At 50.6% G+C, this 15,874-nt stretch carries 12 protein-coding genes; 6 read left to right on the top strand and 6 right to left on the bottom strand.

All coding sequences use genetic code 11. The features are described 5' to 3' along the window. Window positions 1-127: 127 nt before the first annotated feature. From cmk to CR46_RS0111020, 6 genes are all read right to left on the bottom strand, one after another. Window positions 128-817: a (d)CMP kinase gene (gene cmk, locus CR46_RS0111045; protein WP_030072824.1), complete on the bottom strand. Its 690-nt coding sequence runs from the start codon at window positions 815-817 to the stop codon at window positions 128-130. Next, entirely contained in the window at window positions 807-3,113 is a 2,307-nt protein-coding gene (locus tag CR46_RS0111040) for a bifunctional prephenate dehydrogenase/3-phosphoshikimate 1-carboxyvinyltransferase (protein WP_420038468.1), read from the bottom strand. The genes cmk and CR46_RS0111040 overlap by 11 nt, the downstream gene beginning before the upstream one ends. Beyond that, entirely contained in the window at window positions 3,110-4,201 is a 1,092-nt protein-coding gene (gene pheA / locus CR46_RS0111035) for a prephenate dehydratase (RefSeq protein WP_030072822.1), read from the bottom strand. The genes CR46_RS0111040 and pheA overlap by 4 nt, the downstream gene beginning before the upstream one ends. 5 nt (window positions 4,202-4,206) lie before the next feature. Then, complete coding sequence (gene serC, locus CR46_RS0111030; protein ID WP_030072820.1) at window positions 4,207-5,310, bottom strand: 3-phosphoserine/phosphohydroxythreonine transaminase; 1,104 nt, start codon at window positions 5,308-5,310, stop codon at window positions 4,207-4,209. Beyond that, window positions 5,294-8,053, bottom strand: a complete 2,760-nt coding sequence (gene gyrA, locus CR46_RS0111025) for a DNA gyrase subunit A (RefSeq protein WP_030072818.1) — start codon at window positions 8,051-8,053, stop codon at window positions 5,294-5,296. Before gyrA ends, serC begins: the two co-directional genes overlap by 17 nt. Window positions 8,054-8,205: 152 nt before the next feature. Next, window positions 8,206-8,640, bottom strand: a complete 435-nt coding sequence (locus CR46_RS0111020; RefSeq protein WP_030072816.1) for an acyl-CoA thioesterase — start codon at window positions 8,638-8,640, stop codon at window positions 8,206-8,208. 178 nt (window positions 8,641-8,818) lie between these two features. Between CR46_RS0111020 and CR46_RS0111015 the strand changes: the two genes are divergently transcribed. The 6 genes from CR46_RS0111015 (at window position 8,819) to rsxA (ending at window position 15,871) form a co-directional block, all read left to right on the top strand. After that, window positions 8,819-9,757 carry a recombination-associated protein RdgC gene (locus tag CR46_RS0111015; protein ID WP_030072814.1) on the top strand — a complete coding sequence of 313 codons (939 nt, stop codon included), beginning with the start codon at window positions 8,819-8,821 and terminating at the stop codon, window positions 9,755-9,757. Window positions 9,758-9,815: 58 nt separating this feature from the next. After that, a complete protein-coding gene (locus tag CR46_RS0111010) occupies window positions 9,816-10,997 on the top strand; it encodes a 1-acyl-sn-glycerol-3-phosphate acyltransferase (protein WP_030072812.1) in 1,182 nt (393 codons plus the stop codon). Window positions 10,998-11,167: 170 nt separating this feature from the next. Next, a complete protein-coding gene (locus CR46_RS0111005) occupies window positions 11,168-11,449 on the top strand; it encodes a hypothetical protein (RefSeq protein WP_030072810.1) in 282 nt (93 codons plus the stop codon). Window positions 11,450-11,563: 114 nt separating this feature from the next. Continuing rightward, the gene (gene metG, locus CR46_RS0111000; protein WP_030072808.1) at window positions 11,564-13,600 is read left to right on the top strand and encodes a methionine--tRNA ligase; all 2,037 of its coding nucleotides are present in this window, start codon (window positions 11,564-11,566) and stop codon (window positions 13,598-13,600) included. Between the two features lie 91 nt (window positions 13,601-13,691). Beyond that, a complete protein-coding gene (locus tag CR46_RS0110995; protein ID WP_030072806.1) occupies window positions 13,692-15,293 on the top strand; it encodes a sensor domain-containing diguanylate cyclase in 1,602 nt (533 codons plus the stop codon). Further along, window positions 15,290-15,871 carry an electron transport complex subunit RsxA gene (rsxA, locus tag CR46_RS0110990; protein WP_030072805.1) on the top strand — a complete coding sequence of 194 codons (582 nt, stop codon included), beginning with the start codon at window positions 15,290-15,292 and terminating at the stop codon, window positions 15,869-15,871. Before CR46_RS0110995 ends, rsxA begins: the two co-directional genes overlap by 4 nt. Window positions 15,872-15,874 lie beyond the last annotated feature (3 nt).

The raw sequence follows: 15,874 nt of genomic DNA, 5'->3' as shown, positions 1-15,874 counted from the left end.
AAGTACGGGCCTAATGTCATTCAGCTTTTGGAGGTGTTAGCGCTGGTTAGACCTGACCGGGCTCTCTGATATGGAGTAGTCGCCCTGCCACGTCGTGACACCTTTCCAAAAACGCCGCAAGGGGGAATCAAATGCCGTTTGCCATTCCACGCTGGATTAGCAATTCGGTCAGCTGATCTACCACTTCCGGTATGCTCAGGCGTGTGGTATCAAGCGTTATGGCATCATCTGCCGGCTTGAGAGGAGCCACACTGCGCTGCGTATCGCGTGCATCGCGTGCCTGAATCTCCTTTAAAAGACTCGATAGACTAGCACCCACCCCTGCTTCCTGCAACTGTAGATACCGTCTCCGTGCCCGTTCTTCGGCACTGGCGGTTAGAAAAATTTTCAATGGTGCTTCCGGAAACACCACGGTTCCCATATCGCGACCATCGGCCACCAAGCCAGGCGATCGCCGAAAATCTTGCTGACGCTGAAGCAACGCCTTACGAACCTGTGGTAGCGCTGCTACACGAGAAGCACGCTCCCCAGCGTGCTCTGTGCGTATTTCCCGAGAAACATCTTCACCTTCTAAAAGTGTCCGGGGCTGACCATCCTTAACGGGGAAAGCAACGTCAAGTTGGCTTGCGAGCGATGCTAACGATGCCTCATCATCTAAGGCTACGTTATGTTTTAAGGCTGCCTGGGCGGTAAGCCGATATAACGCCCCGCTATCTAATAGGTGCCACCCCAAGCGCTCAGCCACCAACCCACTAATGGTGCCTTTACCAGCCCCACCTGGGCCATCGATCGTTAGCACGGGGACATTAAGCGTCATTAGCACCCTCCACGCTGACACGCATGCCAATGTGTTGTGCTAGGGCCACGAAGTCAGGGAAAGAAGTTGCCACATTGGCACAGTCATCGATAATGATTTCTTCATTCGCGCGCAATGAGGCAATTGCAAAGGCCATGGCAATACGGTGGTCGCCTAAACTATCAATACGTCCGCCGCCGTAGCTAGCAACGTTATCGTCAGCATTGCCAACGATATCTATACCGTCTTCAACCACTGTATGTTCAACGCCTAGTATCGCTAGTCCATCGGCCATTGCTTGAATCCGGTCAGACTCTTTGACCCGCAGCTCCTCAGCGCCGCGCAAACGTGTTTTACCCTGCGCATTGGCAGCGGCAATAAACAGTGCGGGAAATTCATCTATCGCCAGCGGCACCTGGTCAACAGGAATATCAATACCCTTCAACGGCGTGTAACGAATGCGGATATCCGCCACTGGCTCACCACCAACCTCATGCTCATTTTCAAGTGTTAAATCAGCACCCATCAAACTGAGAATATTAATCACGCCAATACGCGTAGGATTAATGCCTACGTGTTCAAGGGTAATATCTGCCCCTGGTGTAATAGCTGCTGCCACTAAAAAGAACGTTGCCGACGAGATATCCGAAGGCACGTCAATCGGTCCTGCCGTTAGCTTACCGCCACCTTGCAACCAGCAGGTATCACCCTCGCGTGAGACGCTATAGCCAAAGCCATTGAGCATGCGTTCAGTGTGATCGCGAGTAGGCGCTGGCTCACGCACGCGCGTTTCACCTTCGGCGTACATGCCGGCTAACAGCAAGCAGGATTTCACCTGCGCACTGGCCATGGGCATGTCGTAATTGATTCCCTTGAGCGCAGCACCACCTTTAATCCTGAGCGGCGGACGACCGCCCTCAGCGGTGTCGATAGTGGCGCCCATCAAACGCAATGGGTCAGCAACACGTCCCATTGGCCGTTTGGTTAACGACTCATCACCAGTTAGCTCACTGTCAAATGCCTGACCAGCCAATAGCCCAGCAAACAAACGCATGGCAGTGCCAGAGTTACCCACATAAAGCGGGCCTGCTGGGGCTTTCAGTCCATGCATGCCCACGCCGTGAATAGTAACCCGCCCCTGATGAGGCCCTTCAATGGCGACACCCATTTCACGGAAGGACTGCAAAGTCGCGAGGCTATCCTCACCCTCTAAAAACCCTTTAACTTCAGTAACACCCTCTGCCAAGGCGCCCAGCATAATTGAACGATGGGACATTGATTTGTCCCCTGGCACGCGAAGACGACCTTGCGCCTGGCCGCCGGGCTGCACCCGATAAGTCACTTTACCGTGTGGTTGCATATGATATTCCGCCTGATAGCTGGTTTTATTCAATAACGTATCAAAATAATGGCGTGCATGACTGGCACGATCAAACGTTGCAATGAGGGTGTCGCTATCGCCGCTTTCTACCGCCTGCCGTAACCTTGCAAGGCCTGCTTCGAAATCATCTAACGATGACAAGACGGCATCGCGGTTGGCAATAAAGATATCTCGCCACATCACAGGGTCGCTGCCAGCAATCCGGGTAAAATCACGAAACCCACCGGCAGCATAGCGAAAAATTTCTAACCGCTCGTCTTGGCGCGCCAGCGTGTCGACCAACGAAAATGCTAGTAAATGTGGCAAATGACTAGTGCGCGCCAGCACTTGGTCATGCCGCTCTACACTCATTTGCAGTACGTCTGCGCCAGCAGCGCGCCACAGCGCCTCAACCCGCGTAAGCGCGTCTGAATCTGTCGTAGGCTCGGGGGTCAAAATCACTTTATGATTGATATAAAGCGCTGCATTAGCGGCTGCAACACCACTTTTTTCAGAACCAGCAATCGGATGGCCCAGCACCATTGCAGGGGGCATTTCACCAAAGGTACGCACAGCACAGTCACGGATTGTCGCTTTCGTACTGCCTACGTCAGTAATAACCACGTGCTCAGACGCACGGTGAAGAGCCGCCGACAACGTCGACATTACGCTCTCCATGGCTAAGACCGGCACGGCCAGCACCACCATAGAGACACCGTCCAGCAGCTCTGTTAATTGTGATCCGCCGCTATCTATTAACCCTAAATTTATCCCCAAGGCGATTTCTGACGGGTTGGGGTCACACGCTGAAATGCGGCCTTTGAAGCCTGATTGCCGAAGTGCGGCAGCCAGCGACCCCCCAATCAAACCAAGGCCAACAATCAGTAGATGTGACTCTTGACATGGCGGCCAAACGTCAGCGCTAGCTTCCAACGCCCCAAAGGTACACGCCGTCACAGCACGCCTAACGGATAGGAGCCAAGCACACGCAACTCAGAAGCGCGTAGCCTGACTTCTTCAAGCACAGCTGCCACCTGAGGCTCATCACGATGCCCTTTAAAATCAATAAAGAACACGTAGTTCCAAACACCCGTACGTGAAGGACGTGTTTCGATCCGCGTTAAGTCAATACGGTGACGATGAAACGGTTCTAATAAGTCATGCAGCGCCCCAGGCTGGTTGCGCATAGCAACAACAATGGAGGTTTTATCCTCGCCTGATAGTGGCACATCTTGATTACCAATAATCAGAAAACGCGTCGAGTTATCAGGCCGGTCTTCGATCTTGTCAGCTATACGTTCTAAACCATACAGCTTTGCCGCCATATCACCTGCAATTGCCGCGCTGTGCCACTCGGTTTTTACCAGTTTGGCTGCTTCTGCGTTAGAAGAAACAGGCACTCTCTCAGCATGAGGGTAATGGGCATCAAGCCATTTACGGCATTGACCAAATGACTGCGGATGAGAATAAATCCGTGAGACCTTATCGCGCCGCGTGGTTTCGCTAATTAGCAGATGATGATGAATACGCAGAACCACTTCACCGCAGATTTTGATTGACGAGTCCATAAAGGTGTCGAGCGTGTGATTAACAACGCCTTCGGTAGAGTTCTCTACCGGCACCACCCCGTAATGAACGGCGCCCGCCTCAACTTCACGAAAGACTTCGTCAATTGCCGCCATCGGCAAGCTAACAGCGCTCTCACCAAAGTGTTTAAGTGCCGCCTGCTGGGTAAATGTACCCTCTGGCCCCAAGTAAGCAACTTTGACAGGCTGCTCCAGCGCAAGGCACGCTGACATAATTTCACGGAACAGCCTCGCCATTTCCTCTGAATCTAGCGGGCCTTGGTTCAACGACATAATGCGGCGCAACACCTGCGCCTCCCGCTCAGGACGATAAAATATGGCGTCTTTATCTTGAGCAAGTTTAACGTGTGCCACCTGCTGGGCGCAGTTGGCGCGCTCACTAATCAAGCGCAGAATATCGCCATCCAACTGGTCGATACGTTGACGTAAGTCGTCTAAATTAATCGGCGTATCGGACATGATGGTTAGCCTCTTCGTTGTTCAAAATCCGCCATAAAGGCGATTAGCGCATCAACGGCCTCTTCAGGCACCGCGTTATATAAACTCGCACGCATGCCGCCAACACTACGATGGCCCTTCAGGTTAAGAAGCCCCGCCTCGTCAGCTTCTTGCAGGAATACGTTGTCTAAACCACTATCGGCTAACACAAACGGAACATTCATGCGGGACCGGTTACGGCTGGCAATGGGATTGCTATAGAAATCACTGGCATCAATAGCAGCATAAAGCTTCTGCGCTTTGCGCTGGTTTATGTCATCCATCGCCTCTAAACCACCGATATCATCCTTTAACCACTGGAAAACAAGGCCTGCCAAGTACCATGCAAAGGTTGGCGGCGTATTTACCATAGAACCGGCATCGGCAAGCATTTGATAGTCAAACAGTGACGGAATGGAGCTAGGCGCTTTGCCAAGCAAGTCATCACGGACAGCGACCAACGTTAAGCCAGCTGGGCCAATGTTTTTCTGAGCTCCCGCGTAAATCACTCCAAACTGCGCCACATCGATAGGACCGGATAGAATGTTCGAAGACATATCGCAAACCAGCGGTATGTCCATGCCATCAGCGCGCTGAACCCTTGGCGTATAGTCGAACTCTAGACCACCGATGGTTTCATTTGAGGTGTAATGCAAATAGGCGGCATCGCTACTTACTGCCAGCGCTTCTGCTTCAGGCACCGCTGTATGGCCATTGCTTTCGCTACTCGCCGCTACATGACAGTTAAACCCTAATCGCCGCGCTTCACTGATCGCCTTTTTACCCCAAATACCCGTTTGGATAAAATTGGCGCTACCCCCCTGCCCAAGCAAGTTCATCGGCAACATCGCAAACTGCATGCTGGCCCCGCCCTGCAAGAAAAGCACTTTGTAGTTACTTGGAATATCCAGCAACTGGCGCAGGTCGGCTTCAGCGCGATCCGCAATAGCGACAAACTCGTCGCTACGGTGGCTCATCTCCATAACAGACAGGCCACGCCCTTGAAAATCCAGCAGTTCGCTGCGCGCACGTTCAAGCACTGCGACAGGCAGGGCCGCTGGCCCTGCACAAAAATTATAATGACGTGTCATCGGTTCCCGGTTCCTGTTCGCCATTGTCAGTGTTGGCTGACTCACCCGTATCAACGGTATCTGTATCGACCGTGTCCGTGCTATGAACGTCTGTATCTGAAATGTCTGATTCAAATACATCAATTTCTGCAGGCTCATCCACGCGGACAGTTTTGACTAGTTTTTCTTCTTTACCCAGGCGAATCAGCATAACCCCTTGGGTATTACGTGAGGTCGTTGATACCTCTTCGACTCGGGTACGAACTAAGGTGCCTCGGTCGGTGATCAGCATCATTTCGTCACTGTCGTAAACCTGCATTGCCGCCACCAAAGCGCCGTTACGCTCGCTGGTTTGCATCGCAATTACGCCTTGCCCACCACGGCCGCGCAGCGGAAATTCTTCCAGGCGCGTGCGCTTACCATAGCCATTCTCACTGGCTGTGAGAATATAGATCTGACCTTCCGCTTGAGCATTCTCGGCCGCAACAACTTGGGTATCTGCATCTACGTCAGCGTCATCTTCAGCGTCAATTTGCTGGCTCTTAGGTATGATCAAGCTAATAACTTCAGCGGCACCTGCCAGACGCATACCACGCACACCACGTGCGGTACGGCCCATCGCTCGCACATTGCCTTCTTCGAAGCGAATAGCCTTACCGTTAGAAGAAAGCAGCATGGCGTGATCAGAGCCAGACGTAATAGCAGCCCCCACCAAACGATCGCCCTCTTCCAAATCAATAGCAATCAAACCAACACTACGTGGACGAGAGAACTGCTCAAGACTGGTGCGTTTTACGGTGCCTTTCGCCGTTGCAAAGAAAATGTAGTGTTCAGGATCGTAGTCACGCACCGGCAAAATGGCATTGACGGCTTCACCTTCTTCTAGCGGTAGCATGTTGACCAGCGGCTTGCCCCGAGAGCCACGACTGGCATTTGGCATCTCGTACACTTTCAGCCAATACACCTTGCCACGGTTAGAGAACAGCAGCACGGTGTCATGGGTAGACGCCACCAGCAGGTGCTCAATAACATCTTCATCTTTCATCGCGGTGGCTGACTTACCGCGTCCACCACGGCGTTGAGCCTGATAATCAGACAACGGCTGTGTCTTGGCGTAGCCAGAGCGGGAGACAGTCACCACCATATCTTCTTCAGCGATTAGATCTTCAATCGACAGATCAAGGTGGCTCGCCTGAATTTCCGTACGACGGTCATCGCCATACTGGTCACGTACGGCATGCAGCTCTTCTCGAATCACTTCCATCAGACGATCTGGAGACGCCAAAATAGTCGTGAACTCGGCTATCTTTTCAAGAATCGACAGGTATTCGTCTAATAGCTTCTCGGTTTCAAGACCCGTTAGGCGATGCAAGCGAAGCTCAAGAATTGCCTGAGCCTGCGCCGGCGACAGCCGATACTCTGTTGCCGCCGTATTTAGACCAAACCCTTCATCTAGCTCTTCAGGCTTACATGAAGTTGCGCCCGCGCGCTCCAGCATCGCGGTCACCTGACCAGGCTTCCACGTTTTCGCCAATAACTTTTCGCGCGCCTCAGCAGCATTGGGAGATGCTTTGATCAGCTCGATAACGTCATCAATGTTGGAGATGGCAACTGCCAAACCTTCCAACAGATGTCCACGCTCACGGGCTTTCTTTAGTTCATATAAAGTTCGGCGAGTAACAACTTCACGGCGGTGGCGAATAAACGCCTCTAGCATCTCTTTAATATTCAGAGTGCGCGGCTGGCCGTTTTCCAGTGCCACCATGTTGATGCCAAACACATTCTGCAGCTGTGTTTGTGCAAATAGGTTGTTGACAACAACATCACCCGATTCACCACGCTTGATCTCGATTACCACACGCAGACCATCTTTATCCGACTCATCGCGGAGTTCTGCGATACCTTCGATTTTCTTCTCTTTTACCAGCTCAGCGATCTTCTCGATCAATCGCGCTTTATTCACCTGGTAAGGCAGCTCAGTGATGATAATGTGATCTCGACCACTCTTATCATCATGCTCAATCGTGTGGCAGGCACGCACGTAGATGCGCCCACGCCCAGTGCGATAAGCGTCTAAAATACCCGCACGACCATTGATAATACCGCCGGTAGGGAAATCCGGTCCTGGAATGTACTGCATGAGGTCATCGACGGTGAGCGTGTAGTCATCAATTAACGCCAGACAACCATCAATTATTTCCCGCATATTATGGGGCGGGATATTGGTAGCCATGCCCACTGCAATCCCTGATGACCCATTGATCAACAGGTTAGGAACTTTGGTTGGCAGCACAGCCGGAATGCGCTCAGTGCCGTCGTAGTTATCGACCCAATCGACGGTGTCTTTTTCCAGGTCAGCTAACAGCTCGTGGGCAAGGCGTGCCATGCGCACTTCGGTGTAACGCATGGCAGCCGCGTTATCACCATCAATGGAACCAAAGTTACCCTGACCATCCACCAGTACGTGACGCATGGAAAAGTGCTGGGCCATACGAACGATAGTGTCATAAACCGCACTGTCACCGTGCGGATGGTATTTACCGATGACATCGCCGACGACACGCGCCGACTTCTTGTACGGTTTATTCCAATCGTTGCTCAGCTCGTGCATGGCAAAAAGCACACGCCGGTGAACAGGCTTGAGGCCGTCACGCACATCGGGAAGAGCGCGACCGATAATGACACTCATCGCGTAGTCGAGGTACGACTGTTTAAGCTCGTCTTCAATATTGACGGGCAAGATTTCTCTGGCGATGTCACCCATGAAAGTCAGATCCTTTGCACTGCATTGGCACTGCGAGAGTTAAAAGCGCTTAAAAAGCCGCCCTTGATACCACAACAAGGCGGCGCGCAGAGTCAGCACCATCATACCACTGCATAAGCACCATGGGCAGTCAGTGGCAGCGGCATTACGATTTACGCTAAAAAGGTCGATTTATCGACTACAAGGCCATTAAGCACCTCTCGCACGTCTCCCTCGATAGGAGCCGCTTTATTAGCCTTCATATCCAGCAGTACAAAGGTCAAATCTGCTTGAGCAACGAGTACGCCGTCTTGTCGCACAATTCGATGATGACAAATCGCACTACGCTCCCCCACATCGACAATACCGGTCATAATCCGCAAATCATCGTTTTGTACGGCAGCAGCTCGATAATCAATATTTAAATTGACCACGACAAAAGCTCGTCCGGCCTTATGAAGTTGATTGATCAGACGCGGGTGATCATCAAAAAAAGCCCAACGTCCTTCTTCCATAAATTCAAGATAACGTGCGTTGTTGACGTGACCATAGCCATCTAGATGGTAACCACGTACACGAAGCGAAACGCTGGAAATCGATGTAGACATAACCATCCTTTATTCAAAATTCATTAGCGACTAATTTTAAATTCCGTGAACTAGACAAAGCCTCTCAAATCAAACACAAGTTTTAAACTAGCACAACAACCAGGTTAACCCCCTAAGGCGCTGGTAGGAAGGGCTTGGTTTCGCCATAATGTGCCACCTTTTAAATAGGATCGGTGACATGTGGTTTAAGCACCTACATTTATATCGCCTTCATGGCGCCCCTGAACTAGATAGCGCGACACTAGAGGATGCGTTAAACGAGTTTGCAGCCAAACCGCTAGGAAGCGCCGACGCGCGTCGTTTAGGGTGGACAGCCCCCGCAGGCAGATTAGGTAGTGGCCAGCGACTACACGAACTCCAGGGCCATCGGCTACTTTCTGCCCTACGCCAGGAGCGCCTACTGCCTGCTTCTGTAGTTAAAGAGGAAGTGGACGAAAAAGTCGCTGATATCGAAGCTAGCGAAGGACGAAAAGTCACCCGCAAAGAAAAAACAGCGCTAAAAGAGCAGGTCACAGAGGAACTAATGCCTCGGGCATTTGTTCGCAGTCAGAAAATCGATTTATGGTGGGACACGCGTCACCAGTTAATCGGTATCAATGCAAGCTCCCGCACACGCGCTGAAGATGTGCTGGACCTATTACGCGAAACACTGGGTAGCTTGAAAGTCACGCCACTCACATCGCAAACCCTGCCGATACGCGCGATGACTCAATGGTTGGGCGAAGCGGCTAGCCGCCCTGCTGATCTTCAATTAGGGGATCAAGTTGAGTTAAAAGCGAAAGGCGATGACGGCGTGCTACGTGCTCGCCAGGTTGATCTGGACAGTGACGAGATCCAGCAATTACTGGAAAGTGGACGGCAAGCCAGTAAGCTCGCGATTAGCTTGGAGGGCCGTTTAAGCTTTGTTCTGCATGATGACTTGGCGCTGAAATCACTGCGCTTTGGCGATGCATTAATTGAAGAAGCCGATCACGCAGACGATGGCGATGATGCGCTTGCCCGCTTAGAAACTGATTTTATTTTGATGGCGCAGGCACTGTCAGAGGATATTCCTCGCCTAATCGAGTGGCTAGGTGGGGAAGCTCAGCGCGAAGCTGTCACGCAGCCAGACGCTTAATTTAGCCTTCAGCCTGCTGATGTAAACTGTTTATATTTGCCTATATCCAACGGATCGCATGACTCATCACAACAACGCACTTAACGCTGACAACGCCAACGACCCCTGGGCTGACATTCGTCCCTATATGGATCATGAAGTGGCCAATGTTCTTGAGCGTCTATCGCACGATAGCGAGCTTTTAAACGCATTGACCCGCTTCAGGCTACCGCGCATGGCCAAATGGGCGCCTCCCGTTGCCCGCGCTCTGGCGGGCTATGCGATACGTCGTGAAGTAAAGGGCGTTACCTCTGTCTACGACTTCCAAATGCGTATCGCAAGCTACATGGAGCGCATGATCCGCACCACCACGGATGCTTTCGAGGTCTCCGGGCTTGATAAGCTCGACAACGACAGCGCTTATCTGTTTATAGGCAATCATCGCGATATATCGCTAGATCCTGCATTTGTGAACTACGCGCTTTACCAAGCTGGCCGCGATACGGTTCGTATCGCGATCGGAGACAACTTACTTAAAAAGCCCTACGTCACTGATCTGATGCGGCTAAACAAAAGCTTTATCGTACCGCGCAGCGCCCGCGGCAAGCGTGCCATGCTGGCGGCCTATCAGCAGCTATCGGCCTATATTCGCCACTCAATCACCGTTGACCAACACTCTATTTGGATGGCGCAACGCGAGGGACGCGCGAAAAATGGCATTGATCGAACTGACCCCGCTATCATTAAAATGCTAACCATGGCCAGACGGAACGCAGAGCGAGATATGGTGTTTGGTGACGCCATCGCCGAGTTAAAATTAGTGCCGGTATCGATTAGTTATGAATATGATCCGTGTGATCGGCAAAAAGCTCAGGAACTTCATGATATTGCGACTGAAGGCAGCTACGCGAAAAGCGAATTCGAAGATATTAGCTCTATTGTGTCAGGCATCACTGGCTCTAAAGGGCGGGTTCAGCTGCGTTTTGGAAGCCCGGTAGGTGCTGATATGGCGACACCTGATGAAGTAGCAGCAGAAATTGACCGTCAAGTGATCGGCGGCTACCGCTTATTTCCTAGCCACTATTTAGCTCTAGAAGCGCTTGGCGAGTCACCAGAACTCATCGCCCGCAAAACGATCACCCGTCAAGACAGAGAACGCTTTAACGCACGGCTAGCCAGCATACCTGAAGCGTTGCGGCCTTATTGGTTGGAACAGTACGCCAATCCGGTCAAACATAAGGCAGGCCGTTTGAGTTTATAAACCTTGCCTTGGTGGAAGCGCTGTGGCACCAGAGTGCTATTAGAATTGGCAATAAACGGTGCCCAATACCTACTAGGAACCGATGCTCAGCGGTAAAAAAAGTGCTATGGTCAAAGCATTCATTGGTCTCGCTTGAATATTCCTCAAGCGCGGTCTTAAGGAGAACTCCAATGTCCGCATCAGAAATTCAAAAAACCCGCATTATTAACGAACTGCGTGGTTTTATTCGCAAGCTGCTTCAAGATCCAAAAATTTTGGAACAATCGCTGACGATTGCACGGCAACAGCTGCTTGAAGGCAACAGCCCTGCTGTAATGGCCAAAATTGCCAACGAAATCTCCGATACTACTAGCGTTCATATTCCCGAAGACCCCGCTGAGCACTCTGAAGCGGATAAGCTGTTTTTAGAGCTTCTGCGGGAAGTCGTTCAGGAAGAACAGGCTCTCTACTAGCCGATGAGCAGCTTGCGAAAAAGAAATATTCAGTAACTTATTGTCGTTACCGGCGAAGCGCACGCCTACTTCGCCGTCTTTATTTGCCCTGCCTAACCGGAATTATCATTCACCATGTCAAATACTGCTCCGCGCAACATTTTGGTGACAAGCGCGCTTCCTTATGCCAACGGCGCCATTCACTTGGGACACCTTCTTGAGTACATCCAAACCGACATTTGGGTGCGTTTTCAAAAAAGTCGTGGCCAGCAGTGCTACTACGTATGTGCCGATGATGCCCATGGCACTGCCATTATGCTACGCGCCGAGCAGGAAGGTATTACGCCCGAGGCTTTAATTGAACGTGTTTCCCAAGATCATCAAGAAGATTTCGCCCGTTTTGGCGTTGAGTTTGATAACTATCACTCCACTCACTCTGACGAAAACCGTTACTTCAGCGAACTGATTTACACCCGCTTACGTGATAAAGGCCATATTGCCACCCGCGATATTGAGCAAATGTTTGATCCTCAAAAAGGCCTGTTCTTAGCTGACCGCTTTATTAAAGGAACGTGCCCTAAGTGCGGCGCCGATGATCAATATGGCGATAACTGTGAAAAGTGTGGCGCTACTTACACGCCTGCTGACTTAATCAATCCCGTTTCTGCTATTTCAGGGGCAACGCCTGAAGTACGCAGCTCAACTCATTACTTTTTCAAGCTGCCAGATTTTGCTGAGTTTCTTCAGCAGTGGATTAATGACGACCATGTCCAGCCGCAAATTCGCAACAAGCTAATGGAGTGGTTCGAGTCAGGCTTCAATGAGTGGGACATCTCTCGAGATGCACCCTACTTTGGCTTTGAAATTCCTGATGCGCCTGGCAAATACTTCTATGTCTGGCTAGACGCCCCTATTGGCTACCTAGCAAGCTTCAAACACCTATGTGACCGGAAGGGCATCGACTTCGATACTTTTTGGAAAAAGGATTCGGACGCAGAGGTTTACCACTTCATTGGCAAAGATATCGTCTATTTCCATGCCCTATTTTGGCCTGCCATGTTGCATGGTGCAGACCTTCGAACGCCTACTGCGGTTAACTGTCACGGTTTTCTAACGGTTGACGGTGCCAAAATGTCTAAATCGCGTGGCACTTTTATCAAAGCAGCAACTTATGCTGAACATTTAAATCCAGAGTACTTACGCTACTATTTTGCCGCTAAATTAACGTCCAAAGTAGATGACTTGGATCTCAACCTCGACGATTTTTCTGCACGGGTTAACTCTGATCTGGTAGGAAAAGTTGTCAATATCGCCAGCCGTTGCGCCGGTTTTGTGAAAAAACTGGGCGGCGGTAAGCTAGCTGATCATTGCGCCGAACCACAAATGGTTGCGCGTTTTATTGCTGCTGGCGACCAAATTGCTGACGATTTTGAGGCACGTGAATTTAGCCGGGCCATGCGCAAAATCATGGAATTGGCCGATGAAGCCAATACCTATATTGCTGATAAGGCCCCCTGGGCACTGGCTAAACAAGGTGGTCAGGATACCGAGGTACTGGAAATCTGTTCAGTCGGTATCAACTTGTTCCGGCAACTGATGGTCTATCTTGCGCCCGTGGTGCCCGTTATGGCTGAGCAGGCGCGCGACTTTTTAAATATTGAGTCACTCGACTGGAACAGCCGTGGTGACGTGCTGGTCAATCACCCAATCAACAAATTTAAGCCACTGATGACTCGGGTTGAGCGAGATAAAATTGACGCTATGATTGAGGCATCCAAGGAGGATTTAGTGGAAGAACAGAAGCTAAAAAACACGCCCAAAGGCCCTCTGTCGGAAGAGCCAATTGCCGATGAAATCAGCTTTGACGATTTTGCTAAAGTTGATTTACGCATTGCCCGTATCGCCAAAGCGCAGTACGTTGAAGGTGCAGATAAACTGCTTCAGCTTACGCTGGACCTAGGCGGTGAAACACGTAATGTCTTTTCAGGCATTCGTTCGGCTTATTCACCAGAAGCCCTAGAAGGCCGTTTGACTATCATGGTGGCTAATTTAGCCCCTCGCAAAATGCGTTTCGGCTTGTCGGAAGGTATGGTGTTAGCATCGGCCAATAAAGATGGGATTTACTTGCTCTCCCCCGACGCAGGCGCGGAACCAGGGCAGCGCGTTACTTAATTAGATATAGGTTGGCGAAGGGGCTGAGTGAGCAACCTCAGCCCTTTTTTATGAGTCTGCGCTAATATTTTAACCCTACTGAGTTTGCTATATGCACCAGCGTATCCCACGCTCATTGCGTTTTCGTTTTTTTGTTGCACTTGGCGGATTACTTCTATGTGCAATAGCCTCGCTGGCGGCTATCAGCGCATGGCTTATCTTTCCGACATTACAAGCAGAAGAGCGCGCAACGGTCAAACGGGAGCTGGATCGTGTTGAACGTAGTTTTAAACTAGATCAACAACAGCTACATGCCCAAGTAAGGGACTGGGCTCACTGGGATGACACTTATCAGTTTATACGAGGTGATTATCCACGTTACGCAGACGTCAATTTCAGTCAAGAAATGTTTGAAGATATGCGTTATCAGTTCATGGCGTTTTTCACTAGCAGCGGAGAGGTCCACTTTCTAGCTGGCATTAACCCTGAGACAGGTAGTTATCAAACCTGCAGAGCTACCATTGGTGACTGCAGCTGGATGACGCCATGGGTAAACAGCATGCAGGCTGCCATTGAAGATAATAGAACCGATCAAATTAGCATCTATGCTAACCACCCCCCAGCCATCGTTGCTTCCAGCCCCGTATTACGTACTGACAAAAGTGGCGTATCACCCGGATGGTTGTTTAAGACGCGCACACTAAATAGCGAATGGCTAAGTTTTATGGAGGTTTATACAGGCCTACCAATCAGCCTTAGCCTCAGTCACGAGTCAGCGCCTCTCAGCGACTCTTTTAGCTTCTCAGGCAACACGGTAGTTGCTGAACGTTACTTCCCCGTTTCAGGCTCGCCGACGCCTATGTCGTTAAGTATTGGTATAGAACTTAATCGCACGAGCTATTTGACCAGTTTAACCACCTTTCGTTATGTACTGCTATGGACAGCGGGCTTGATGATCATGGTCATTGCTTTAGTGCTATTGCTACTTGAGAAAATTGTGCTTAAGCCGCTGCGGTTATTAACCCAATTTACCCAGCAAGTAGGAACAGATGGGACAGATACCTATGGACTTACCAAGCGCAATGATGAGATTGGCTTGCTGTCACGTACGTTTCAAGAGCAGTTCGCCTGCCAGCAGCAACTCAATGCTGAGCTACTAAAGCTATCTACCCATGACGCTCTGACAGGGCTACCTAATCGTCGGCTTTTTGATCAACGCCTGGAAACAGCTTTTGCAGAGGCAGTCTTAGCACCCAATGCTTTAGCGGTGATGATGTTAGATATCGATCACTTTAAGTTATATAACGATCACTATGGTCACCAATGTGGCGATGAATGCTTGCAGCAAGTGGCGGGGGCCTTTAATAGCATCGCAACCGCATTTAATTTCTTAATTGCCAGAACGGGAGGAGAAGAGTTCAGTGCCATTTTACCCGGTGTTTCCCCAGAGTCTGCCAAAGAAATTGGCGAGCAGCTAACCCAAGCCATCGACCACCTACAGTTGCCCCACGCGACATCTCCTGTGAAGCCTTATGTAACAGTAAGCGTTGGCATTGCTATGCTGAAAGACAGCAAATCGCCTTCAGCAAGCGCAGTAATGAGCGCTGCCGACCAAGCCCTGTATCTTGCTAAGGCAGCCGGGCGGCACCAAGTTGTGCTATTCAAACCACCCCTAGCCAACACTACGTTTTCTGCGCACAATACGCCGCTATGAATGAACTTTTTCTAATTTTGATTAGCACTGCGCTGGTCAATAACTTTGTATTGGTGCAGTTTTTAGGGCTTTGCCCATTTATGGGGGTTTCAAATAAACTGGAATCCGCCATGGGCATGTCTCTGGCGACCACGTTCGTACTCACACTGGCATCTGCCGCTAGTTATGTGGTCTATCATGGCTTACTTGCGCCCTTGGATGTTACCTATCTGCGCACCATCAGTTTTATCGTTGTTATTGCCGCTGTCGTGCAATTTACCGAAATTATGGTGCGCCAACTAAGCCCCCTATTGCATCAAGTGCTGGGGATTTTTCTACCGCTGATTACCACTAACTGTGCGGTACTTGGTGTCGCCCTGTTATCGCTTAACCGCGAGCTGAGTTTCTTTCATACTACCCTTTATGGGCTGGGTGCAGCGCTTGGTTTTTCGATGATTTTGGTGCTGTTCGCAGCAATGCGCGAGCGATTGGCCAATGCTGATATACCAACTCCTTTTAGAGGTGCCGCCATTGCTATGGTCACAGCGAGCCTTATGTCACTGGCCTTTCTCGGTTTTTCAGGATTAGCGCAGGGGTAACCG

The sequence above is a fragment of the Vreelandella neptunia genome, assembly GCF_000712975.1.
Classification (GTDB): Bacteria; Pseudomonadota; Gammaproteobacteria; order Pseudomonadales; family Halomonadaceae; genus Vreelandella; species Vreelandella qaidamensis.
Note: the sequence above shows the minus strand (reverse complement) of the source record. Positions and strands in the feature narration are given on the sequence as shown.